The sequence below is a fragment of the Dokdonia ponticola genome (assembly GCF_042653865.1).
In the GTDB taxonomy this organism is placed as follows: domain Bacteria; phylum Bacteroidota; class Bacteroidia; order Flavobacteriales; family Flavobacteriaceae; genus Dokdonia; species Dokdonia ponticola.
Genome location: NZ_JBHSFV010000001.1, coordinates 538,398 through 563,236 on the forward strand (window position 1 = coordinate 538,398; position 24,839 = coordinate 563,236).

Consider the following 24,839-nt stretch of genomic DNA (forward strand, 5'->3'; position numbering starts at 1 on the left):
AACCATCCATCATTGTTAAAACTAGTTAATTCTGGTAGTGTGTAACTTAGGTTACAGCATAATATTCAACTATAGTTTACCTTTATATCAAATAAATAAAACTATAAATAAATACTATATTATGGATGATAAAAATGTATTACTAGAAAAAATAATCTCGATGCCACGTATAGGAGATACAGCGCCAGATTTTACGGCTTTGACCACCAAAGGAACTATTACAATGTCTGATTTTGCTAAGGACAAATGGACCGTGCTATTTTCTCACCCTGCCGACTTCACCCCCGTTTGCACTACAGAGATGAGTGGTTTTGCGATTAGAAAACCAGAGTTTGATGCCCTTAACACTGAACTTTTAGGATTAAGCATAGATAGTATTCATGCACATTTAGGGTGGGTACAAAATGTACGGGAAAAGACAGGCGTATATTTCGATTTTCCCATTATCGCAGATATTGACATGAAAGTATCAAAGCTTTACGGAATGCTACAACCTAACGAAAGTGAGACCGCAGCTGTAAGAGCCGTATTCTTTATAGATCCCTCTAAAAAAATACGTTTAATAATGTATTACCCACTTAATGTAGGTCGTAATATGGATGAAATCCTAAGAGCCTTAGACGCATTACAAATGTCTGACAAGCATAAAGTAGCCATGCCTTTAGACTGGAAAAGAGGGGATAAAGTGATTTGCCCTCCACCAAAATCTCTAGAAGCCTTAAATGAAAGACTAGCAGATGATTCTGTAGAAAAAGTCACCTGGTATCTAGCCAAAAAAGAGATCTAAAACAAAACCAAGGGCTTTATGTAAAATTACTAAAGCCCTTTTTAAATTTTTAAAAATAACTTATGGAAAACATGAATAACATTGGTTTAGATACAACAGCATCACAAACCACCGCAAAAGAATTAAATGATTTACTTTCAAATTATCAATTGTTCTATATGAATCTAAGAGGTTTTCACTGGAATATTAAAGGAAAAAAATTCTTTGAATTGCATCTTAAGTTTGAAGAGCTTTATAATGATGCTTTGATAAAAGTAGATGAAATTGCAGAGCGTGTTCTTACACTAAGTGCCACTCCGCTGCATTCATTTAAGAAATACCTTGAAAACTCAGACATAAAGCCCGCAGAAAATGTAACAGATGGTGAGGTCGCTATAGACAATATTCTTAAATCTTTAAAAATATTATTAAATAAAGAAAGAGTTATTTTATCTACTGCTTCAGAAGCTAATGATGAAGGGACAGTTGCTTTGATGAGTGATTATATCGTACAACAAGAAAAATTGGTATGGATGCTTTCTGCTTATCTAGATTAATAAAAATAAGATGTACGCTTTCGCGAAAGCGTAAAAAACAAAAACCCTTTTGAGAATCTCAAAAGGGTTTTTAATTTTAAAAATACTGTTTAAAATGCATACTGAACAAATACTGAAAAATTTCTTCCAGGATCATTAATAGGTACCCTTGTAAAATCAGCTTGATTCACAAAAGAAAAATTCAAATGATTATTATAGGTCTCGTCAAATACATTGAGAACAGCAAGACCAATGTTTAACTTAGTGACTGGTTTGAAACCAAAACGTACATCTAATGTCTCATAACCGGCTGTTTCTTGTTCTCTAAAACTTACTGCGATTTCATCCTGCTTTGATGTAATCGTATACTCCAAACGAGCCCAAAACGTATCTTTTTCATAACCTAGCCCTAAGCGGGTTATAAGAGGAGGCGTTAATGGTAAAGATTCATCAAGGTCTTTATTTCTAGCATATACATACGAAAACGCAGTAGAAAAGTTAAAATAAGTTGCAAAATCTATCGAAGCATCTGCCTCAAAACCCGTTTTATAAGCCTGATCAAGATTAATAAAACGTTTTACTTCTTGTGGTTGCGCATTAGGCATAAATTTTCTATCTAGTGTTGGATCTACAACAGCAACAATATAGTTTTCATAAAAAGCATAATACCCAGAAATACCATATCGTAAGGCCTCAATTCCTTTTTCAAAATGCTTCCTTCCTTTAAAACCTATTTCGAATTGGTTATTTATCTCTGCATCAAGGTTAGGGTTACCCACATATTCAAAAGGGTCTTGACCTACAGAAAAATGATTAATATAGCGCTCTATCATATTTGCAGAACGCACACCGCGACCATAAGCAACTTCGAGCGTGTTATTATCTGATAGTTTATGTTTTATAGAAACCGTTGCAGACACATTGTGTTCCTCTCGCTGACCAAGATTACTATACAACTCTTGAAAATCTGCTTCCGGATCCTGAATATCTGAAACGACTAAATCATAACGAACTCCAGCAGTGAGCATCGTTTTATCTGTAATTGGGTATTTATTCTCTACAAACAAACCAAAATCATTTACATAAGAATCTTGCCAGATCTTATCTTGAAATACTAAAGGCGCTGGTAATAAATCACCCATCATATTGCGTTTCACCAGTCGCGTCCTTCCACCATCTCGTGCAATAAGCATCGCGTCTATTCCACCATATAAAACCCATTTCTCAGTAGGTTTCATTTTAAATTCTACCTTTCCACCCGCAGTGGAAGCATCTATAGTAGACAAGGCTTCTGTCATCATAAACGATGGTCTTCGTGTATTTGCCATAATATGATCTACATAAGAGTAATACACCTTTGCATTTACTTCTTTTACAAAACCATTCAAACCTGAGAGCTTATAATCTAAAGATAAAATAGAGCTATTATCTTCTTCGGTATCCATAGGCAATCCTGCGTGTAATACATCTCTCCCAAAAGACTGTCTCCAATGCGCTTGAATCCTTTGGTTATCACTAATGTTATAACCTATACGTAAACCATAATCTAAACTTCTAAACGATGACGGAATCTCAGTCCCATCACCATCTTCATAATTACCAAAATCACGATACCCTACATTTCCTACAATATCATATGTATCAGCTACTTGATTTAGCTTTATAGAAGAAACGAGCGAATTTCCATTAGACTCATAACCAGAATTTACACTACCGTGTAACCCATTATACATGGCGCTAGGTTTTTGTGTCACTAGATTTACAATTCCTCCAAATGTAGCTCCATAACGTACCGTATAAGGTCCTTTAATAACTTCTATTCTTTCAATCTCTTCAGGTACGACGTGAGTTGTAATTGGGTCCATCCTATTTGGGCAAGCATGTACCGCTTTTGTACCTCCATCAAACTGGATATTTAATTGTTCATATTGAGATGCTCTAAATGATGGGTCTATCGCATAGTTCCCTCGCTTAATAAGTGAAAAACCATTAAAGTCACTAAATAAATCTGCGACATTCTTAGGTTGCACTACCTTTTTTAATAAGTCAGTTTTTACAGTAGTGAGTACTGGATCTGCATTCCCTTTTCCAGTAACTATTACCGTATTTAATTGTATTGATTTTATCTGAGTTGTGTCTTGTTTCTTTTCTGTTTCTTGTCCTAGTAAAGACACAGGGATTAAAGCGCATAAGAGCGCTATTCTTTTTATTTTCATTTTTTGTTTTTCAAAATTACTTCAATAGAATTCTAGGGCACTTGATGTACAACTACCCATTTTACTTACTATATGTGTATTTTAAACTTGAGGGGGATGAAAAACAGACAATTGATCAGCTTCTATTTCAGATACCAAATAGTGATACTTTTGGGGTTGCCTTTTGCTTTGAAATAGGGTTTCATTTTGAGATATTTCTATGGAGCAAAACACTAGTTGATCCCATTCTATACCTGGGATTGTTTGTCTCTCTTCTGTAGAGGTGTTTTCAGAGATTTTACTTAAAAAGCATTTCCCATTACATTGTAATTCAGGTGTATCTTTATTCTCACACAATTGTTCGATAAAGCTCTTAACATCCAGTGCATACCAGCTATATACAAGAGATACCTTGACGCTATTGGTCAATAATAAAACTGATAATAGAACTACATTAAATAGCTTCACAATACAAAAATAAAGGTTGCTTTCAGGTAAAGGACTGACAAATATCATTTAATTGTTATCATACGTTTTCCGCTTTCGCGAAAGCAATATATTATCAGTATAAACCACAAGCTAAACGTTTGAGAACACAAAAATAAAGAGAAATGGCATGCTTGAAAGTTACTTAGGTTACACATAGAAAAAGATTAAATAAATATTGCTATGTGTAACCTATGTTACCCTATTTATGGACATGAATCTTTACTTTTGCCAAGAAAAATTAGACTCCTATGGATACAGAAATTCTTGCTAGAATCCAGTTTGCTTTCACCATTGCTTTTCATTACATCTACCCACCTCTTAGTATCGGTATAGGTTTGATTATGGTTATAATGGAAGGGATGTATTTAAAAACCAAGAACAAACAATACGAGATATTAACCCGCTTCTGGTTAAAAATATTTGCCATCACCTTTGGTATTGGAGTCGCTACGGGGATTATCATGGAGTTCGAATTTGGCACAAATTGGTCTGTATACTCAAGGTATGTAGGTGATATTTTTGGAAGTGCTTTAGCAGCCGAAGGTTTATTCGCATTTGGTTTAGAGAGTGCCTTTTTAGGCGTATTACTCTTTGGGTGGAATAGAGTTTCTCCTAAAGTACATTTTATCTCTACCATCGGAGTATTTTTAGGATCGATGTTTTCGGCAGTTTGGATTGTTGTAGCTAATAGTTGGCAGCAAACACCTGCGGGGTATCATATAGTTGGCGAAGGCTTTAACGCAAGAGCCGAAGTTACAGATTTCTGGGCAATGGTTTTTAATCCTTCAAGTGTAGATAGAATTATTCACGTGTGGCAAGGTGCCTTTTTAGCTGGAGCATTTTTAGTACTAAGTGTACACGCCTATTATCTTTTGAAAGGTCGCTATATAGAGATTTCAAAAAAGGCATTTAAAATAGCCCTAGGCTTAGCAACCATCGTCTCATTAACACAATTACTTTCAGGACATAGTTCGGCAGATGGTGTGGCGGTAAATCAACCTGCAAAACTCGCTGCAATGGAAGGTCATTATGAAAAATCAGCTCCTGCAGACTTATATTTGTTTGGTTGGGTAAATGATGAAACTCAAGAGGTAACTGGTATAAAATTACCTGGCGGCTTATCTTTTCTAGTACACCAAGATTTTGATGCACCCATTACAGGCTTAAATGCCTTCCCCAAGGAAGACAGACCAGGACAAGTAAATGCTGTATTTCAATTTTACCATATCATGATTTCTATTGGGATGTTTCTCATAGGACTTACACTCTATGCTAGTTTCTTGTGGTGGCGCGGGAAATTGTTCGATAAGAAATGGTTATTAAAGATTTTCGCCTTTTCAGTGCTTTTACCTCAAATAGCAAATCAAGTTGGATGGTTTGCTGCAGAAATGGGAAGACAACCCTGGATAGTTTACGGCCATTTAAGAACTAATGAAGGCTTCTCTCAAGAGGTGTCTTCTAATCAAATTCTATTCTCTTTAATACTATTTTTAGTTGTTTACACCCTACTTTTCCTTTTGTTTATTTATTCTCTAAATAAAAAGATAAAACACGGTCCGTATGATGAGGCTAAAAATCCAGATGAATTTTTGAAATACGTTTAACAAAATAACTATGGAATATTTTTTAGGTATAGATTATCCAACACTTTGGTTTTTAGTCGTCGGTTTATTATTCTCTGGCTATGCGATTTTAGAAGGTTTTGATTATGGTGCTGGAGCTTGGCATTTATTTTTCAAAAAAGATTTGAGCAGACGAATTGCTATTAATGCTATTGGACCTTTATGGGATGCCAATCAAGTATGGTTAGTTATAGGTGGAGGGGCTTTATTTGCTGGTTTCCCAGTAATGTATGCAACTATGTTATCATCTATGTACGTTCCATTTATGCTTTTTTTAATGCTTTTAGTACTACGCTCTTCAGCCATTAAATTTAGAAGCGCAGAGCAAATGTTGTGGTGGCGTAAAACGTGGGATATCATTTATTTCACATCTAATGTGTTGATATCATTTTTATTAGGAGTTGTCTTAGCTAATATCCTACAAGGACTTGAAATAGGAGAAAATTATAGTTATAAAGGAGGGATGTTCTTTTCATTTTTAAACCCTTATGCTATTATGGTTGGTTTGACCACCGTTTCATTATTTATGACACAAGGGGCTATCTTTTTATTATTAAAAACAGAAGGTCGTTTACACGCTAGATTAACTTTTTTACTTAAAAAAGGAATGATTTTTTTCATTGTAAGCTTTGCGGTAACATCCTTATATACCTTAGTATTTTTACCCGGAGTCACAGATAGATTTAAGGAAAATCCTGTATTCTTTATCGTTCCCGTCTTAGCATTTTTAGCGGTTGCAAACGTACCTAGGTTGGTTTCAAAGAAAAAATATGGAATTGCCTTAGTTTTTTCTTCATTAACCATGGCATTTCTATTGATGCTAGTAGCAGTGCAGTTATATCCTGTTTTATTACCATCATCGGTAGACCCAGCGTATAGTGTTACTATTTATAACGCGGCATCATCACAGAAATCTTTGGGTATAATGCTCACTATTGTTCTAATTGGATCACCGCTTTTAGCTGGGTATTTCTTGTTTTTATACAGGACATTTCACGGTAAAGTAAAATTGGATGATACCAGCTATTAAATCATGATTCTTTTTATAGGGTGTTGATGTGTTTACGCTTTCGCGAAAGCGTACTTCTTAGTAACATCCAAAAATAGGTAAAGGTCTTTTCTGTTATGTAACCTAAGTGGCTGTAGTATTTTATTTTAAAACGGAAATTTGTAATCTCAAAAAATTGGTCATAAAACATCTAACAAACAAAATAAATGAAACTACCTATCATCGTTACCTTTCTTATCACTTTTACGCTAGTAAGCTGTAATTCGACAGCACAGGAAGATTTTAGTATACAAATAGAGCCCTTTTCTATAAATGAAGCACCAGGTGTCCAATCCTACTCCATCGGAAAAACGAGTGATGGAAAATGGCTTTTACTAGGAGGTCGCATAGATGGCTTGCACAAACGGAGACCTTTTGAAGCATTCTTAAAGAAAGAAAATAATACGTCTGTATTTTTAATAGATCCTTTAGGTAATAAGACTTGGAGCGCAGATCTCAATGTTTTGCCTACTTCTATTTTTGAACAACTACAATCTACAAATCAAGAACATCAGCAAAAAGATCATACACTTTACATCATAGGAGGTTATGGATATAGTGAAACCAAAGGCGATCACACAACGTATGCAAATCTAACTGCCATAGATCTTGATGGATTGGCGAAAGCGATCATCAACAAAACAGATATATCCTCGTATTTTAGACAAATCACAGATCCTAATTTGGCAGTCACAGGTGGGCAACTTGGATTATTAAACGACACATTTTATTTATGTGGTGGACAGTATTTTGAAGGAAGATATAATCCAATGGGACCTAATCACGGCCCTGGTTTTACACAAGAATACACCAATGAAATCAGAAAATTTAAAATAAAAGACGACGGCGTTACCTTAGCCATAACCAATTATACCTCCGAGAAAGATCCGCAAAATCTTCACCGAAGAGACTACAATATGGTGCCTCAGATTTTTCCTGATACGACACAAGGTTTTACGATGTTTAGTGGCGTATTTCAATACGATGCCAATATCCCGTGGTTAAATTCTGTAGACGTTACGGCAAATGGTTATAAAGTAAATCCTGATTTTAATCAATACTTAAGTCAATATCACAGTGCCAAAGTCCCCGTTTATAATTCAGAGAAAAACGAAATGATGACGATATTCTTTGGTGGATTAAGTCAGTATCGATATGATGAAAATGGTAAATTGATTAAAGATGACCAAGTTCCTTTTGTCAAAACAATTAGTATGGTTACACGCCACTCAGACGGGTCAATGACAGAAAAAGAGTTAGGCATGAAAATGCCTTCATTTCTAGGTTCTGGCGCTGAATTTATCCCTGTATCTGATGAGAATATTTATCTAGAAAATGACATTGTTAATCTTACCAATGTAAAGCAAGAAAAAACATTAATAGGCTACATCTACGGTGGTATTGAAAGTACAAGTGAAAACATTTTTTTTAGAAATAACGGGACTCAAAGTACTGCTAGTCATCAAGCATTTAAAATTTATATTACAAAAAGATAAAAATTTAAGAGCTCAAAAAATACCCTAAAAATCTTTCTAAATACATTTTCTATACATCGTAAGCCTGCATACATATTAAGGGACTTGCAAGAAATTTAAAGCATGCCGCTAGACATTAATCATTCATTTTAAAAAACCAATGGATGAGAATTTTATATGTAAAAGTTATCAGGATAATATCTTAAAAATGTAATGTGTCGCGTTTTTTTTTAAAAATTATGTTATAATTCACTTTGTTCTTTTAAAACTTTCACATTTAAGCACCTCAAAAGTTCAAACCTTTAGCCTTTTAATGAAGAAGCATTTATGTAAATTTTTCGATTTTGAGGGTAGAACTAAAAACCTTTTAAACACTATTTTCTCAAAGAGTTAACAGTATTCTAGTGAGCTCGAAAGGATTTGTTTTCTCACTCCTCAAAGCGCCGCTTTGAAAATAGTTCCAACAAAAAAACGCTCAAGCAAGCTTGGCTCTAATCATCTAGGGAGTACCTCGCTACGCTCGGTGATCCCTCAAAGCGCCGCTTTGAAAATAGTTCCAACAAAAAAACACTCAAGCAAGCTTGGCTCTAATCATCTAGGGAGTACCTCGCTACGCTCGGTGATCCCTCAAAGCGCCGCTTTGAAAATAGTTCCAACAAAAAAACGCTCAAGCAAGCTTGGCTCTAATCATCTAGGGAGTACCTCGCTACGCTCGGTGATCCCTCAAAGCGCCGCTTTGAAAATAGTTCCAACAAAAAAACGCTCAAGCAAGCTTGGCTCTAATCATCTAGGGAGTACCTCGCTGCGCTCAGTGATCCCTCAAAGCGCCGCTTTGAAAATAGTTTCAACAAAAAAACGCTCAAGCAAGCTTGGCTCTAATCATCTAGGGAGTACCTCGCTACGCTCGGTGATCCCTCAAAGCGCCGCTTTGAAAATAGTTCCAACAAAAAAACGCTCAAGCAAGCTTGGCGTTTTTTCTTTTGGAACTATTTATTCGTGAACTCAACGGGACAGAGTTCGAACTTTTTGAAGGAAGATATTAGCTTAATTCTCTCAAAATCAATGATTATGAATAATGCTTCCTCGCAACGATTTAGTTCCACTTCATTTTCTGCAACCTGACAGCATTTAAAATAGCAAGCAAGGCAACACCTACGTCTGCAAAAACGGCTTCCCACATTGTGGCAAGTCCACCAGCTCCTAAAATGAGAACTATAATTTTTACGCCAAATGCTAAAACAATATTTTGCCAAACGATACTTCTGGTAGAACGGCCTATTTTTATGGAGCGAGCAATCTTTGAAGGTTGGTCGTTTTGAATAATCACATCGGCAGTCTCAATAGCAACATCGCTTCCTAAACCACCCATTGCCATACCAACATCACTTGCTGCCAGAACAGGTGCATCATTAATACCATCGCCTATAAAAGCGACTGTTGTATCTGGTTGTGCTTTGAGTTTTTCTACTTCGTTGAGCTTATCTTCTGGCAACAAACCACCTTTTGCCCAATCGATGCCTAATTCTTTGGCGACTTTTTGTGTAATGGAATCTTTATCCCCAGAGAGCATTATGATTTTAGAAATACCAGCCTCGCGAATTTGCTTAATCGCTTGATGGGCATCTTCCTTCAGTTCATCTGCAATCGTTACGTAACCTGCAAATTTGCCATCTATTCCTACCATTACTATGGATTCCACAATAGTATCAGTTTCTGAAGGGACATCAATGCTATTTGAAGTCATTAAAGCTATGTTTCCTACCAGCACGGTTTTTCCGTTTACGGTTCCTTTCAATCCTTTTCCCGCGATTTCAGTTACTTCGGTTGCATCATAGTCGGCACCTTCGGCTTTGTATTCCATTATGGCTTTGGCGATGGGATGTGTAGATTGCTCTTCCATTGCCATTAGGTATTTCATAAAGTCCGCTTTCGCGAAAGCGGAATCATTTACAACTTCCTTAATTTTAAATACTCCTTTTGTAACCGTACCGGTTTTATCCATTACCACGGTATTCACCTTAGTCATTGCATCCAAAAATGATGCGCCTTTAAACAGGATTCCGTTGCGAGATGCAGCACCCAATCCACCGAAATATCCCAGCGGAATGGATATTACCAAAGCACAAGGACAAGAGATAACTAGAAAGATTAAAGCTCGATATAGCCAGTCTCTGAACACATAATCATCTACAACGAAATACGGTAAAAAGGTCAGACCTATGGCTAAGAAAACTACAATAGGCGTGTAAACACGAGCAAATTTTCTAATAAACAACTCGGTTTTAGATTTACGAGCGGTGGCATTCTGCACCATATCTAGAATACGTGCGATAGAACTATCTTTAAATTCCTTGGTAGTTTCTACCTCAATAACTCCATCGAGATTGATGCTTCCTGCAAAGACAGATGCTCCTTTTTGAATAGTGTCTGGTTTGCTTTCTCCAGTAAGGGCTGCGGTATTAAAAGAGCCTTTATCTGAAAGCAAAATACCATCAAGAGGCACTTTTTCTCCCACGCGCACTTGAATTTTTTCGCCTATCTCAACAGTCTCAGGATTAACCGAAATGAAGTCGTCATTGCGATATACTAACGCCTCATTAGGTCGCACATCTAATAAAGCCTTGATATTTCCTTTTGCTCGGTTAACCGCTGCTTGTTGAAATAATTCGCCCACGGCATAAAACAACATTACAGCTACACCTTCTGGGTATTCTCCTATGGCAAATGCGCCCAAAGTTGCAATGGACATTAAAAAGAACTCCGTAAAGAAATCTCCATTCTTAATACTGTTCCAACCTTCTTTTATTACAGGGAAGCCAACAGGGATATACGCCACTGTATACCATACGATTCTCACCCATCCTTTGAAAAATGGTAGCGCGTCAAAATAATCAATTGCAATACCTATTATAAGCATTACAAAACTGAAAATCGCCGGTAGATAAGTTTTCAAATTAGAAACTTCGTCTGGACTGCTGTGATTGTGTCCATCACCGTGACTATGCTCGCCCTTATGTTCGTTAGGGTCTATGTCGCGTAAATTTACTTTTTTCTTTTTCATCTATTTTGATATCCAAATTTTTGCTTGTTCTTTATCTTTTAAATCGAAGTATTTTACTTCCGAGCTAGTGAAGAAATCGGTTGCCTTTGCTGCCCATTCCTGCCATTTTTCATTTCCAACGAATGCTATTTTCCCGTAATCCTTGATATGGGCTACATCAGTCTTGATGTCTTCCCAAAATCCTTTTATAGTATAGCCTTCAAAATCTTCCATTTCAAAATAAAAGTCCACTTTGCGACCTTTGTCGATGATTCGATGTATTTGTTTGTGAATGGTCTTTAAATTTTCTTCGTTCAATTTGCCTGAGAGCCTTGCTGCAATCAAGTTCTCTTTGTTCGTATCTATAAACTGTATCATAACTTCTTATTTTTAAGTGTTCAAAGTACAAGTTTAAACCGTGCAACGGAAGTGCAATTATCGTCCACTACATTTTTCGCATATTCCTTTAAGTACCAAGTTGGCATCTTCGGCCACGTACCCATCAGGCAAATTGATATGTGGTATTTTATGCTCTGTCAGACATACGGTCTCATCGCAATTATGGCAATGAAAATGCAAGTGTAAATCTTGTTCTAATTCGCAATTACATCCAGGTTCACATAAAGCATACTTGGTAATGCCTGTGCCGTCTTCTATGTAATGTACGATTCCATTTTCTTCAAAAGTTTTTATGGTTCTGTAAAGCGTTGTGCGTTCCGCTTTCGCGAAAGCGGACTCAATATCTGTTAGTGCTACTGCAATTTCCTTTTCTGCCAAATATTTATAAATCAAAATGCGCATCGCTGTAGGACGTACTTGATGATTTTCTAATGTTTTTTCTATTTCGGTCATTGTTATTTCAGATTACTTTTTATTTTTTTTGCCTTCGATAAAGCTTCCCATCCTTCTTTTGCTGCGTATGGAACAATCAGCAGCGCAGCAATTGGGTCTGCCCACCACCAGCCTAACCAATTCACAAGTAGTAATCCTAATAAAACTACTACCGTTTGATAAAGGCAAATAAATGTATCCTTTGCATCAGCTTTTAGAGCTGGACTGTCCAATCTGTTACCATATTTCCTTTTGTAATAAATCAAAATGGGATTTACGATTAAGGATATTACTAATATCACAACTCCAATAGTTGACCAAGAAGCCGTTTCTTGACTTATTAATTTAGATATGGAATCATAGGATATAAAGGCACAGATAAGCGCAAAGGATATAGCAATGACATAAAGCGTTATCATTTTTCGCGTTTCTACACTTTTCTCATCTATTCCTTTGATTTCGCCGTGCAACCGCCAGCCCAATGTTCCAGCACTTATTACCTCGATGGTGCTGTCAAGTCCCCAGCCAATTAAGGCAGAGCTGTTTGATGTAAATCCTGCGATAAGCGATACGACCACTTCAATGATGTCATAGATGACGTTCCATATCTGTAGGGTTCTGGCTTCTTTTAAATTTCTCTTCCTCGTTTTTTTCATATCTCCTAATGTGAGTGTTCTGTATCGCCTTTGTTCATTTCTGCCATAAGGTAATAGGAATTATTAAATGCAAAACGTGTTTTTGGACTTGGGGTTTCAAAAAAACGTATCGCTATCCAGTCACCATCTTTTTCGCCAGTCATAACTTCTATGGGTGTAAAACTCCACGCATCGCCTTCCTTTTGCGATGTAAATACATACGTCTTTCCAGCTTCTGTAACTACGGCGCTTTCTGGTAGTGCTATAGTCTGCTGGTTGTCAACTTCAATTTTACCTTTTATATACATTCCAGGTATAAGACCGCCTTCTTTGTTCTCAATTTCAGCGTGAACGTGCACTGCTTTGGGATCTTGTTCGAAGGTCTGGCTGACTGAATAAATTTCGGCTTCCAGTTCTTTTCCTGGACGCGATTGAATACTAAAGCGCACTTTTTGTCCTTTCTTTACTTTATCTACATCTTTTTCAAAAACCATTAAATCTGCGTGTACGTGGTCTGTGTCTACTATTTCCATCAGATTGGTCTGTGGCTCTACATACTGCCCAGTTTTTATAAATACCTTTTCTACAACACCTGCAATGGGACTGCGTAATGCCACACGCTGGTAAATCGTACCATTGCGCACGCCACTTGCATTGATGTTGTACTGTCGCAATTGCGCTTCAAGGCCTTTTACCATTGCCGTAGATGCCTGATAGTCTGCGGTGGCCTTTTGATAATTCATACCAGATGCCACGCCAGCTTCATAAAGTCTTTTTTGACGTTCGTATTCTTGTTTTAAAAAAAGACTGTTGCTGTATGCATTTAGGTAATCACTCTGTATCTGTATAATACTGGGATGTGAGAGGTATGCTACCGCTTGATTTTTTTTAACCTCGTCGCCTTCAATTACTTCTATTGAAGCCACATTTGCTCCCGCAAGCGTGGTAATATTAGCTTCGTTTTGTGGTGGCACTTCAAGCGTTCCGTTTGCTTCTACGTAACCGCTCATATTGCGCTGCGCAAGAGTGTCAATTTCCATTTGTAAGGCTACAAACTGTTCTTGCGTAAGCATTACTGCTTGAGCCTCGCCTTCGGTATGGTTTTCTTCATCAGTTTCACCTTCAGAATGGTTTTTTTCTGTTTCAGAATGGGTGGCTTCATCGTGGCCATCTTCAGTTTTTGAGTCGCCACAACTGGTCAATAATAATGCTAGTAGCATCGTCGTAACAGGTATATATTTTATCGTTTTCATCTTTTTAGTTTTGGAAATATTGTAGTTCAAACAAGGCTTTTAAATAATTATCGAGTGCGTCTAGCGCATCCATTTCAGTCTGGATGGCATCCCTGATGATTTGTGTGAATGCCGCATAGTCCAGCGCTCCTTCTTTATATGCCAGCAACGCACCCTTTCGCTGGTCTATGGCAAGCGGCAGCGCTTCGGTTTTATAGAAAAACCAAGTGTCCCGCCATCGCACATAATTTTGCATCGCTTGTGTATATTGAGATTGTAACTCACTCTGTTTATAGGCTGCATCGGTTTCTGCAATCTGTGCATCCAGTTTTGCAGCTTTTGCGCGGCTGCGGACTGGGCCAGAAAACAGCGGAACGGTAATACCCGCTTGATAGGTGTAGAAACCGCTATTGCCATTTACTCGTTGCAGACCACCTTGCAGATTGAATTTGGGCAATAGATTTGCCCTTGTTGCCTCATAGTTTGCCTGTGCTTCGTCTATACGCTTTCGCGAAAGCGATAATTCGGGATGATCATTCAATATTTCAACTGTCTCTATAATCGAAATTTCATCAGCTTCCAATTCATCAGTAACGGTGTACATCGTATCTGGTGTCAACCATAGGTTGAGTTTTTGAAGAGCGATGAAATAGTCTGTTTCTGCCTGTTGAAATTTATTATTGACCCGCAAAGCTTGATTGCGCGCAGCATCATATTCCAGTCTTGAAATGGCTTCCACTTCATAATTGAGTTCTACAGATTGTGCAAACTGATTGTAAATACTGTCCAATTCTCGGTACAAGAGGAACTTCTTTTTTGCCTGAAAACCTTCTGACCAGGCTTTTTTAACTTCCCGTTCTACCAGGATTTTAGAAAGGTCAAATGCCGTTTGTGCCAACTCGATCCGTTGTTGTTGTAAACGTTCCTTGGCACCTATTCCCAGTAGATCAATATTCTGCTGTCCGATGCCTATCAAGGTATAAATGCCCTGACCATTGGCTACTTCCTCACCACCAGTAAATACCTGTGTATTTCCGAAATCATAAGCATTGCCTGTGAGTGCATTCTGTCTTTCAATTTCGAGTTGGCTCGTTTTAAGTACAGGGTAATTCTCTTTGGCAATTTCAACCGCTCGTGATAGTGTGATGGGTATGATACTGTCCTGAACAATACTATCCTGCAAAGGTGCTTGTGATTGTTTCGCTTTTTCTTCGACTGCTCTCTGGGCAGATGCCCAAGAGGTACCACCTAACATAAAACCAAGTATCAAAATTGTAGTCAACGCTTGCGTATTAAACGAACCAATCTTTTTCTGGTCTTTGCGCTCGCGTCTCTTTTCTATAAACGTATAGAGCACGGGAAGAACGACCAACGTGAGTAGCGTCGCTGTAAGCATACCACCGATAACCACTGTAGCTAGTGGTTGCTGCACCTCTGCACCAGCAGATGTGGAAAACGCCATAGGTAAAAAGCCAAAGATATCTGTAGTAGCCGTGAGCATAATGGGACGAATACGTTCTTTAGTCCCTTTAAATATTCTATCCTTTATACTTACGACACCTTCTTCTTTTAAAGAATTGAATCGGTTAATAAGTACCAGCCCGTTGAGAACTGCGACACCGAATAGCACAATAAATCCTACACCCGCCGAAATACTAAAAGGCATATCTCTCAACCATAAGGCAAACACACCGCCGATGGCCGCCAAGGGTATCGCGATGTAAATCATTAAAGATTGTGAAAAGGATTTTAGAGCAAAGTACAGCAGTATGAATATTAAAAACAGAGCGATAGGCACAACGATTATCAAACGATCCTTTGCACTTTGCAGATTCTCAAATTCGCCACCATAGGTAATATAATAGCCCGATGGCAGATCCAGTTCTTCATCTAATCTTTTCTGAATGTCTTTTACTACAGATTCCACATCCCTTCCTCGAGCATTTACACCTACATAGGTTCTTCTATACGTATTGTCACGTGAGATTTGCATAGGTCCAGGCACGTATTCAATCTCGGCTATTTCGATAATGGGCACTTGATTTCCATCCTTAAGATCGATATACATATTGCGCAGGTCATCAATACTTTTTCTATGGCTTTCATCAAATCGTACCACGAGGTCAAATCGTTTCTCGCCCTCAAAAATGACACCAGCCGTACCACCTGCAAATGCAGTACTTATGTAATCATTTACTTTTTGAATATCCAGTCCATATTGCGCCATTTTATCTCGCCTAAATTTTACGGTCATCTGTGGTAATCCAGCTGTACGTTCTGCACTCACATCGCCAGCACCAGGAACAGTCTGTATAATAGCTGCCATTTCCTGAACCTTTTTTGACAATACCTCTAAATCTTCGCCATAAAGCTTTACCGCAATGTCTTCTCTCACACCTTCTAAAAGCTCGTTAAACCGCAGCTCTACAGGTTGAGTAAATACTAAATTCACACCCACGAGTTCTTCATTCAATTTATCTCTAATGGCATCTATCAAAGCTTCTTTAGTAGAGGCGGTTGTCCAGTCATCCATATCCTTATTAAGGATGATGTACATATCTGCAATGTCCATAGGCATAGGATCTGTAGGAATATCTGCTACACCTATACGTGCTGTGACTGTTTTAATTTCAGAGAAATTATCTAATAGAATGTTTTCTATTTTTTTGGAAACTTCAATGGATTCTGACAGCGAACTTCCTGGTCTTATGAGGGCCTGCATTGCTAGATCTCCTTCATCGAGCTGCGGCACAAATTCTCCACCCATATTAGAAAAGATAAAACCTGCGATGACAAGTAAAACTGCCGCGGCTGATAAAACGATTAGTTTCAGCTTAAGTGCTCCCTTTAACAATGGCATATATGCACTATGAACAGCACCTATTATTTTATCACTTATTTTTTCGAGCCAGCGCTCAAACCTACCGAACCAGTTTTTGGTATTTTGTACTGGTTTCATAAAAAGCGCAGACATCATAGGCACATAAGTAAGACAAAGAATAATGGCACCTATCATTGCAAACCCAAAGGTGTATGCCATAGGTTTGAACATTTTACCTTCTACACCTGTAAGAAAAAGTATGGGTGTAAAAACTATGAGAATAATGATTTGTCCAAAAAAAGCAGAACCCATCATTGTGCTTCCCGCTTCATAGGCTACTTTATCCATTATGTCTTGATTGAATTTTAACTTGCCAGACCTAATTCGTTTTTGGATCTCATACACCGTTCCTTCTATAATAATCACTGCACCATCTATGATGATTCCAAAATCAATAGCTCCCAAACTCATTAAGTTTGCCCATACATTAAACTGCTTCATCAGGATAAAGGCAAAAAGTAAGGACAGTGGTATGGTCGTAGCTGTTATGATTCCGCCTCTTAAACTACCCAGCAATAAAACAAGGGCAAAAATCACAATCAAGGCACCTTCTAGTAAATTGGTTTTAACCGTATCTGTAGTTCTCGCAATTAGTTCGCTACGATCAATTATTGGGGCGATGCTTAGTCCTTTTGGCAGGGATTTTTCAATTTCTGCCATACGATTCTTCACATTTTGAATGACTGCATTAGGATTAGAACCCTTAAGCATCATTATAATACCGCCAACAGCTTCCTTACCGTCCTGTGTAAATGCACCATAACGCACTTGATTCCCAAAATGGACACGCGTTGCCACATCTCCAATAGTTATAGGAATATTACCTTCATTAGTAATCGAGATATTCTTAATGTCCTCCAAAGAGCGAATTAGACCTTCGCCTCTTATGAAATTTGACATTTTATTTTTTTCTATATAGGCGCCACCAGTATTGACATTGTTCATAGCAAGAGATTCATACACTTGTGAAATGCTGATGCCCATACTGTTTAACTTCTCTGGATCTACAGCAACCTCGTACTGTTTAATACTACCGCCATAAGAGTTAACTTCTACCACACCTTCCAGCAAAGTAAGTTGTCTTTTGATAACCCAGTCCTGCACGGTGCGCAGTTCCATAGGCGAATACTTAGTTTCAAAACCTTCTTCTGGTTTTATGGTGTATTCATAAATTTGACCTAACCCAGTGGAAATAGGACCCATAGACGGACTTCCAAATTTTTCAGGAATGGATTCGCTCAATTCATTAAGTTTTTCCCCTACCAGCTGTCGAGGAAGATAAGTCCCCATATCGTCTTCAAAAACGATAGTTACTACAGAGAGTCCAAAACGTGAGATAGATCGTATTTCGGTAACGCCTGGCAAATTACCCATAGATAATTCTACCGGATAGGTTACAAACTGCTCGATATCTTCCGTTCCCAGATTGGGCGATTGTGTGATGACCTGTACCTGGTTATTAGTAATATCTGGCACAGATCCAAGATTTACTGTTGCCATAGACCAAATACCGACTCCTATAAGAGTTAAGGTAAACAAGCCAATAATAAATTTATTATTGATTGAAAAATCAATGATTTTATTAATCATTTAATTGTGGTATTAATTCAGTTAATAAATGGGTGTACGCTTTCGCGAAAGCGAAAACAAATAATATCTCCCAAAGGGAAACATCACAACAGGATATAGCTATCCTATAAAAACTGAATTATGCCCGTGGTGGTTGTAATAGGGAAAGGGAAATATCCTTGCCTATACTGTCAAAATAAACCGTAGAAAGTTTATAGTCTGCTGGATGGTAAAGGTCTAAGACATTTAACCCAAAATCCAACGTGTGAACGTGACAGCAGTGACAATAACAAAAAGGGGAACACATATCAAGTAGATTGTGGTCGTGATCGCCTGTATCACTTTGTGAAAATTCTATTTGCGTGCTATCCTCAGAAGAGTCAACATTTGCATCACTGCAAGGCGCAAAATTAAGCGCAAGCAGATAAAATGAGAATATGAGCGTAAAGATTTTCACAATACAAAGATAACAGAATTACAATGCAACTGGTGTGCAAAGGTTTTTATTTGATTTCCTCAATCACACTACCACAAGTAAGCATTGCATCGCCATAATAGGGATTGCGTATATCCTTCTCAGCGCTTAGCCAAACTGCGCCTTTATTATTATTTGCCATTGGGCATTTCTGAACGTATAGCATCTCATCGGTTCCATTTACATTTATCGCAATGGGCACCATATTTTCATTTAATATCACAAAATGGTCACGTTGATTTTCCAGAATATCGTTCGCTGCAATGGCATCGAGCATTTCGATACTTTTCTTGATATGTGATTGTTCCATACTACCGAGACTTTTAATATCAGCGGATTTTAAAGATGTTGATGTTGCTTTCGCGAAAGCGGAAACTTGACTGACATCGCTCGCTACCAATGCATCTTTCATCTGCAAATAAGGCTTGAGGGCCTTTTTAAATTGCTTTTGAAAATTCTCTGTAAATTCCATTTTCATTTGAGACATAGGCATCTCAGATGCCTGTTTTTTTCCCTGATTCATCATAGATTTTTTCCCTTGTAGCTGTGCTGCTGCATCTACCGTAAAGGTTCCGTTGGTCACAATCTCATCGCCATTTTGTAAACCTTTAGTGATTGTATAATTTTCGCCATTTCGGTTTCCGATGGTTACTTCACGCATTTCAAAAACGGGTTCGTTGGGATTGGTTTTTATATATACCAATGAGCGTTCGCCCGTCCACATTACAGCACTTGCTGGAACTGAAATAACTTCGTTATTCATCTTCATTTCCCCTTTGAGTTTGCCTGTTACAAACATTCCTGGTTTAAAGAGGTTATCTGTATTTTTTAGTGTTGCTCTTACGATAACCGTTCTCGTTGCATTGTTAAGTATGGGGTCAATAAACGAAACCGTGGCGTCAAATTCTTTATTAGCGTAGGCATTAGTTACTACTTTTATTTTCTGACCCACTCTTAAATCTGAAATCTGATTTTCATAGGCATCAAATTCTGCCCAGACCGAATTCAAATTGCTTACTTTCAAAATGGGCTGACCTTGTTTTACATAGTCGCCTTCTCGTGACATCACTTCTGAAACCGTTCCTGAAACGGTGGCATAAATGGGGAAATTATCACGCACTTTTCCTGAAGTTTCAATCGCATTAATTTGGGCTTCTGAAAGTTTCCATAGCTTCAATTTGTTTCGCACTGCCTTGTATAGTTCAGGCTGCGATTCTTTTAATGAAGCTGTTGTGAGCAATTCTTGCTGTGCAGCGACCAAATTTGGTGCATAAATGGTGGCCAGTAATTGACCACGATTTACTTTTTGGCCTTCATAATTAACATTCAAACGCTCGATACGCCCATCAAAATAGCTTGCTTGTACAGCATTGTTTTCTTCGTTGGTGGCGATTTTGCCAGAAAGCGTAATCATTCCATCATCTTCTGACATACTGCTATTACCTACAATAGTAGTTTGAATGTTTGCCAGTGCCATTGCATTTTCTGTCATTTTAATCTCATTAACTGCAAGACCATCTGCACCAGATTCAGCAGGTATCAAGTCCATTCCACATATAGGGCAGTCGCCTGGTTCGGGCTGCATAATCTGTGGGTGCATTGAGCAGGTCCACATTTGGTTTGGCGACTCGCCAGAATGGTCGTGGGTATCTGACATTTCAGAAACGTCCTTGTTTGCCTTGGCATCACTACCTGAACTACCAAAAATGAGCCATCCACCTAGTAGTCCCACGATTAGTGCAAGTGCTATATATAAAATGTTCTTGTTCATACTATTATTTCTCGTTTTGTAAACGTTCGATCATCGCATTCATTTCTTCAATCTCTTTTCGTTGTGCTTTGATAATTTCCTCTGCAAGTTTTTTTACTTCTGGATCTTGTATATCTGCACGCTCACTGGTTAAAATTGCTATGGAATGGTGTGGTATCATTGCTTTCATCCAGAGTATATCGCCTACGGTAGATTTTTGCTCACGCACTAATCCTAAAGCTCCAAGAAACAACACAACACTACCTACTAGAATAGCAATATTCTTCTTCTTATTTTTATACATATTAAGCATAAATAATAGCATTATTACAGCCATAGTAGAAATACCTAAACAGACCATATAAAATCGAGTAAGACTAAATCTTACGTGATCAAATTCATAAGTATTTAAATACATTGTAATGTACATTGCTATAAATGATGCTCCCAGCATCAAGAAAAACTTAGTGTACTGGCTCATTCCTTCTTTGTTGTTGTGTTCGTTTGAATTCATAATTTTTGGTTTTTAAGTTATTTTTAATTAATCGATTCTGTTCTTAATCTAAGTGCGTTTGCTATTACTGAAACTGAACTAAAACTCATTGCCAGCGCCGCAATCATAGGCGATAACAGAATTCCGAAAAATGGGAATAATACACCTGCCGCAATCGGTACACCCAACGTGTTATATATCATAGCAAAAAATAGATTTTGCTTTATATTACGCATAACTTTGTGGCTAAGGTTTCTTGCTTTTACGATACCGTGTAAATCGCCCTTTACCAAGGTTATCATTGCACTTTCTATAGCGACATCTGTTCCTGTTCCCATCGCGATACCCACATCACTTTTTGCCAGAGCAGGTGCGTCATTGATACCATCGCCTGCCATTGCAACTACGTGACCTTGTTCTTGTAGTTTTTTAACCTCGTCCAGTTTGTTTTCAGGTAGCATACCCGCTTTGAAGTCGGCGAGATTGAGTTTGCTGGCTACTGCTTGGGCGGTGTCGTGATTATCGCCTGTAAGCATTATCACTTCGATGCCTTTATCCTGTAATTCTTTGATTGCCTTGGCACTCGTTTCTTTTATTTTATCGCCTATGACCACGTAGCCTGAAACTTCGCCATCAATGGATAAGTAGGAAACCGTTTTTCCCTGTTTCTGAAAGGATTGTGCTTCGGTTTCCATTTCAGGTGATAGCTTGGCATTTGCATACTCCATCATTTTGGCATTTCCCAAATCGAGCTTCTTGCCATCAACTGTTCCTTCTACGCCTTTTCCGGTTACTGCGCTAAAGTTTTCGGTTTTTGATATTTCGACCTTCTGCTCCTTTCCATATTTCACGGTGGCTTCGGCAAGTGGATGCTCGCTGGAACTGTTTAGGGATGCGATAAGATGTAGAATTTCGCTTTCGCGAAAGCGAGATTCATCAAACGACCCAATTTTCTCAACCGTCGGTTTGCCTTCGGTAATGGTTCCTGTTTTATCCACGATAAGTGTGTCCACTTTGTCCATTTTCTCAAGAGCTTCGGCATTTTTAATCAACACACCATTTTGGGCGCCTTTACCAACACCTACCATAACGGACATAGGCGTTGCCAATCCCAATGCACACGGACAGGCTATAATCAATACGGCAATGGCATTTACCAACGCATAGACATAAGCTGGCTCTGGACCCCAAATTGCCCACACAATGAAAGTGATAACCGCAATGATAACCACCACAGGAACAAAATAGCCTGAAACCGTATCTGCCAATTTCTGGATAGGGGCGCGACTGCGACTGGCATCGTTGACCATATGTATGATTTGGGAAAGCAAGGTTTCGCTACCTACTTTTTCGGCTTCCATCAAGAACGATTGATTCCCGTTAATTGTGCCGCTACTTACTTTATCATCTACAGATTTATTGACTGGGATAGGCTCTCCCGAAATCATTGATTCATCTACGGTAGTTTCGCCTTCGGTAATTTTGCCATCCACAGGAATTTTATCTCCTGGCTTTACTCGTAGCACATCGCCTTTTTCGATTTGGTCTATGGAAACTTCTTCTTCGTTTCCATCGACTACGCGTACTGCTTTATTGGGTGCAAGTTTCAATAATTCTTTGACGGCAGAGTTAGTTTTACTATGTGCACGTGCTTCTAAAACCTGACCCATCAATACCAGCGTGAGGATAACAGTAGCGGCTTCAAAATACACGTGAACCGCACCAGATTCTGTTTTAAATTGTTCAGGAAAAAAGTCTGGAAACAACATCCCGAAAACACTAAAGAGCCAAGCCACGCCTGCACCTATACCGATTAGTGTGAACATATTGAGATTCCAGGTTTTAATACTTCGATAAGCACGTTCAAAGAACATCCAAGTGGCATAAAACACCACAGGAATTGATAGCCCAAATTGAATCCAGTTCCACCATTTCTGCTCCATTACATCATAAAGTGGATTGTTGGGAATCATCTCGCTCATAGCGATTAGGAAAATAGGAAGCGTAAAGGCTACTGCTATCCAAAATTTCTTAATCAGCTTATTATATGATTTTTCTTCGGCAGATAAATCAGGTTCCATCGGCACTAAATCCATTCCGCAAATAGGACAGCTTCCCGGCTCGTCCTTTACGATTTCAGGATGCATTGGGCAGGTCCACTGTTCAGTAGTAGTTGTAGCTGACAAATTTTGCTCTTCGACCAAATCCATTCCACAAACGGGACAATCGCCTGGTTTGTCATAGGTTTTATCGCCCTCGCAGTGCATTGGGCAATAAAACGTTCCCGTTCCCTTGCCTTCTGGTTTCGCTTTTTTCGGTTTTGCTGAAGCGGAATCATCATCGTGATAATGTTCGCCTGATTTGTGGATGCTATACGAACCACCATCTTGCTTTAGAGCTTTTTGAAATGTTTCGATAGAAATATGAGATTCCATTTCGATGGTCGCCTCTTCTTTTTCTAAATTAACTGAAGCATCGGTCACACCTTCCACTTTAGAAAGTGTCTGCTCAACGTGATTTCGGCAACCGTTGCAGGTCATTCCTTGTATGTGATAGGTGTGTTTCATTTTTATTGAATTATGAATTTTATAATCAAACCTCCTGCAAGCCATACATAACAAATGAATGCTGCATATTTTAAGATGGTTTCCAGCAATTGGCTTTTTGGTGCCATCTCGCTCATAGAATGCTCAACGTCTTTTTTCTTGTAAAAGCCCAAGTAAATCAGGTAGGCGGAAATAGCAAGAAAGGCAATGTTCAAAAAGAAGGTGTAGTCAATCTTAAAATGTTCTTTATCCTGAATTTTTACCTGCGATGGGTCTGGCAGTATACTAAGCAAGTCGAAACTATAGTGTAGTGCCAGTGATGTACCAATCAAAGCTGTAAACAGCAGGAATAATATGAACAATGACATCTTCCATCCGTAGTATTTTGCATTGATTCGCAATACGGGAAAAACGACCAAATCGCTAAAAATAAATGCCATAACCCCTGCAAAACTTACGCCCTTACCAAAGAGTAAAGCTGCCAAAGGAATATTACCCATTGAGCCGATAAACGTCAAAAACGCAGCAACAGGTCCGACCACGATATGTTCCAGAATTTCGAGAAAAGTAAAATCTGTATTGCCTTGACCACTATTGATAAACAAGGTCTGAAAAAAGGAATCGGGAACGAATGCCGCTACGATTCCAGCGATGGTAAAGCCTACGGTTACGTCCTTCCAGACCATCTGCCATTCCATCTTATATTTTTTAGCTACACGTGCCCAGCTATCTTCCTTCTTAATCTGTTTTTTCCAATCCTTGGAATCGTCCATTGCATCATCCTCTTCACTTTCAAGATTTTTTCGTGCTTTCTCAATAAGCTTCTTAGGGTTGATGATGCGTATCAATATCCAACAAATAATAATTAGCAATATGCCACCTACATACTCGCCCACAACAAATTGCCATCCCAGAAAAATGGAAATGATGATTCCCAGTTCTATAACCAAATTAGTAGATGCCAGTAGATACGCTATGGAAGATGAAAAACTTGCTCCTTTCTTGAAGATGGATTTAGTTCCTGCCAGCGCGGCAAAGCTGCAAGAGCTACTTATAAAGCCAAAAAATGTACCCAAGAGCATACTTTTGCCTTCCTTTTCTCCCATTGCTTTTTGCATCCGCTTTTCGGTTACAAAAATCTGTATCATACTACTGATGATGTAACCCAATATAAACGCCCATAGTGCCATCCAGAAAAATCCGGTAGTCGTATAGGCCGCTTCGCCCCATTGTTTTAAAAAATCATTCATACCTCA

19 protein-coding genes are annotated in these 24,839 nt (G+C 38.4%); 6 read left to right on the forward strand and 13 right to left on the reverse strand.

Annotation, left to right across the window (positions count from 1 at the left end):
• The first annotated feature begins 121 nt into the window (after positions 1 to 121).
• A complete protein-coding gene (locus ACFO3O_RS02475) occupies positions 122 to 787 on the forward strand; it encodes a peroxiredoxin (protein ID WP_379976955.1) in 666 nt (221 codons plus the stop codon).
• 62 nt (positions 788 to 849) lie between these two features.
• A complete protein-coding gene (locus tag ACFO3O_RS02480; protein ID WP_379976956.1) occupies positions 850 to 1,323 on the forward strand; it encodes a Dps family protein in 474 nt (157 codons plus the stop codon).
• Positions 1,324 to 1,412: 89 nt separating this feature from the next.
• Here the strand turns inward: ACFO3O_RS02480 and ACFO3O_RS02485 are convergent, their stop codons facing one another.
• Both ACFO3O_RS02485 and ACFO3O_RS02490 read right to left on the reverse strand, forming a co-directional pair.
• Complete coding sequence (locus ACFO3O_RS02485) at positions 1,413 to 3,518, reverse strand: TonB-dependent receptor domain-containing protein (RefSeq protein ID WP_379976957.1); 2,106 nt, start codon at positions 3,516 to 3,518, stop codon at positions 1,413 to 1,415.
• An 81-nt stretch (positions 3,519 to 3,599) separates the two neighbouring features.
• On the reverse strand, positions 3,600 to 4,013 hold the full coding sequence (locus ACFO3O_RS02490) for a hypothetical protein (RefSeq protein ID WP_379976958.1): 414 nt from the start codon (positions 4,011 to 4,013) through the stop codon (positions 3,600 to 3,602).
• A 221-nt stretch (positions 4,014 to 4,234) separates the two neighbouring features.
• Between ACFO3O_RS02490 and ACFO3O_RS02495 the strand changes: the two genes are divergently transcribed.
• From ACFO3O_RS02495 to ACFO3O_RS02510, 4 genes are all read left to right on the forward strand, one after another.
• Positions 4,235 to 5,590, forward strand: a complete 1,356-nt coding sequence (locus ACFO3O_RS02495) for a cytochrome ubiquinol oxidase subunit I (RefSeq protein ID WP_379976959.1) — start codon at positions 4,235 to 4,237, stop codon at positions 5,588 to 5,590.
• 10 nt (positions 5,591 to 5,600) lie between these two features.
• On the forward strand, positions 5,601 to 6,638 hold the full coding sequence (gene cydB / locus ACFO3O_RS02500) for a cytochrome d ubiquinol oxidase subunit II (RefSeq protein WP_379976960.1): 1,038 nt from the start codon (positions 5,601 to 5,603) through the stop codon (positions 6,636 to 6,638).
• A gap of 185 nt (positions 6,639 to 6,823) precedes the next feature.
• The gene (locus tag ACFO3O_RS02505; RefSeq protein ID WP_379976961.1) at positions 6,824 to 8,152 is read left to right on the forward strand and encodes a hypothetical protein; all 1,329 of its coding nucleotides are present in this window, start codon (positions 6,824 to 6,826) and stop codon (positions 8,150 to 8,152) included.
• Positions 8,153 to 8,579: 427 nt separating this feature from the next.
• A complete protein-coding gene (locus ACFO3O_RS02510) occupies positions 8,580 to 9,131 on the forward strand; it encodes a hypothetical protein (RefSeq protein ID WP_379976962.1) in 552 nt (183 codons plus the stop codon).
• A 93-nt stretch (positions 9,132 to 9,224) separates the two neighbouring features.
• On the opposite strand, the gene ACFO3O_RS02515 is transcribed toward ACFO3O_RS02510, so the two are convergent.
• From ACFO3O_RS02515 to ACFO3O_RS02565, 11 genes are all read right to left on the reverse strand, one after another.
• The gene (locus ACFO3O_RS02515) at positions 9,225 to 11,192 is read right to left on the reverse strand and encodes a heavy metal translocating P-type ATPase (RefSeq protein ID WP_186434691.1); all 1,968 of its coding nucleotides are present in this window, start codon (positions 11,190 to 11,192) and stop codon (positions 9,225 to 9,227) included.
• Positions 11,193 to 11,549 (reverse strand): SpoIIAA family protein, encoded by a 357-nt coding sequence (locus ACFO3O_RS02520; protein WP_186434692.1) that lies wholly within the window; start codon positions 11,547 to 11,549, stop codon positions 11,193 to 11,195.
• Positions 11,550 to 11,606: 57 nt separating this feature from the next.
• Positions 11,607 to 12,023: a Fur family transcriptional regulator gene (locus tag ACFO3O_RS02525; protein WP_379976964.1), complete on the reverse strand. Its 417-nt coding sequence runs from the start codon at positions 12,021 to 12,023 to the stop codon at positions 11,607 to 11,609.
• Positions 12,024 to 12,025: 2 nt separating this feature from the next.
• The gene (locus ACFO3O_RS02530) at positions 12,026 to 12,658 is read right to left on the reverse strand and encodes a cation diffusion facilitator family transporter (protein ID WP_379976966.1); all 633 of its coding nucleotides are present in this window, start codon (positions 12,656 to 12,658) and stop codon (positions 12,026 to 12,028) included.
• A gap of 5 nt (positions 12,659 to 12,663) precedes the next feature.
• On the reverse strand, positions 12,664 to 13,890 hold the full coding sequence (locus tag ACFO3O_RS02535) for an efflux RND transporter periplasmic adaptor subunit (RefSeq protein WP_379976967.1): 1,227 nt from the start codon (positions 13,888 to 13,890) through the stop codon (positions 12,664 to 12,666).
• 4 nt (positions 13,891 to 13,894) lie between these two features.
• Complete coding sequence (locus ACFO3O_RS02540; protein ID WP_379976968.1) at positions 13,895 to 18,340, reverse strand: CusA/CzcA family heavy metal efflux RND transporter; 4,446 nt, start codon at positions 18,338 to 18,340, stop codon at positions 13,895 to 13,897.
• Positions 18,341 to 18,458: 118 nt separating this feature from the next.
• Complete coding sequence (locus ACFO3O_RS02545) at positions 18,459 to 18,776, reverse strand: DUF6660 family protein (protein WP_379976969.1); 318 nt, start codon at positions 18,774 to 18,776, stop codon at positions 18,459 to 18,461.
• 46 nt (positions 18,777 to 18,822) lie between these two features.
• Positions 18,823 to 20,565 (reverse strand): efflux RND transporter periplasmic adaptor subunit, encoded by a 1,743-nt coding sequence (locus tag ACFO3O_RS02550; RefSeq protein ID WP_327018761.1) that lies wholly within the window; start codon positions 20,563 to 20,565, stop codon positions 18,823 to 18,825.
• Between the two features lie 4 nt (positions 20,566 to 20,569).
• Entirely contained in the window at positions 20,570 to 21,058 is a 489-nt protein-coding gene (locus ACFO3O_RS02555) for a DUF305 domain-containing protein (RefSeq protein ID WP_327018762.1), read from the reverse strand.
• A gap of 23 nt (positions 21,059 to 21,081) precedes the next feature.
• Positions 21,082 to 23,604 carry a heavy metal translocating P-type ATPase gene (locus ACFO3O_RS02560; protein ID WP_379976970.1) on the reverse strand — a complete coding sequence of 841 codons (2,523 nt, stop codon included), beginning with the start codon at positions 23,602 to 23,604 and terminating at the stop codon, positions 21,082 to 21,084.
• 2 nt (positions 23,605 to 23,606) lie between these two features.
• Positions 23,607 to 24,833 (reverse strand): permease, encoded by a 1,227-nt coding sequence (locus ACFO3O_RS02565; RefSeq protein WP_327018764.1) that lies wholly within the window; start codon positions 24,831 to 24,833, stop codon positions 23,607 to 23,609.
• Positions 24,834 to 24,839: the final 6 nt, after the last annotated feature.